Source organism: Oleiphilus sp. HI0067, assembly GCF_001635735.1.
In genome coordinates this window covers 1-848 of sequence record NZ_LWFI01001515.1, presented here as the reverse complement: position 1 = coordinate 848, position 848 = coordinate 1, and the positions used below count along the sequence as shown (strand labels likewise).

Annotated in this window: 1 protein-coding gene and 1 pseudogene; both read left to right on the top strand. The window is 43.6% G+C overall.

The window, feature by feature from the left end:
- On the top strand, positions 1 to 580 hold a 580-nt coding region (locus tag A3739_RS24715), incomplete at its 5' end, for an imelysin family protein (protein ID WP_156502814.1).
- Positions 580 to 848 (top strand): annotated as a pseudogene (locus A3739_RS31060) (DUF1513 domain-containing protein); the annotation flags it as partial. The gene A3739_RS24715 and the pseudogene A3739_RS31060, both read left to right, overlap by 1 nt.

The following is an 848-nucleotide window of genomic DNA, read 5'->3' as shown; positions in this document are numbered from 1 at the left end:
AAAAGAGCCAATTGGTAACAGATCGTGCGAACTACTCGCGCTACATACACAAAATCTTCTCCGTATCAGCAGTGAGCTTGCTGTTGAATGGAAAGAGTCAATGCGCAAACAATTTGAGGATCCAAGACAACTAGACGGTTTCTTTGAAGATGAGATCGATGCTGCAACAGCGCTACTGAAAGGAGCCGCTGAAAACCTCGAAGTTATTAGCGCTTTGAAATTGCTACGACCGATGGGCAGCTCCGCAAAAAAAGCAAAATTTCAACGTCTCGAAGCTTGGAGAAGTGGCCTTTCTCTCCCCTTCATCACTGAGAATTTAGACGTTAGCATTGCCATGATCGAAACGCTGCAAAAAAACATACCTAACGCAGAGTTATCATCAACCACTTCTATTTTAGAAAGTGCGAAAAACCGTCTAATGAGCATAAACCTACCTTTAGCAAAGGCGATAAAAAGTAACGAACAGTACAGAGAGCTAAAAGACATTGCGCAGGACTTAATTCATGCTCATTCGGAGTTAGAAAACACGCTGACCAAGATGGGCATTCATTTAGGCTTCAATAGTCGCGATGGTGATTAATGCGCCGCAGACAATTTTTAATAGACGGGTTGACGCTTTGCACAGGCCTTATTGCACTGCCTTCAGTATCTTCGGCATTCGATACAAAACAAAACGATGCAATCTTAAGTGCTATAAAAATAGGAGATCGCTTCGCACTCTGTAAGTTAGAGAACAACAGCCCCCCACAACTACTTGAGCTTCCAGGACGGGCGCATCAAGTCCTGTTTAATCCCAATAAATCAATGGTAGTGGCGGTCGCGAGACGACCTCAAACTTATCTCACTAT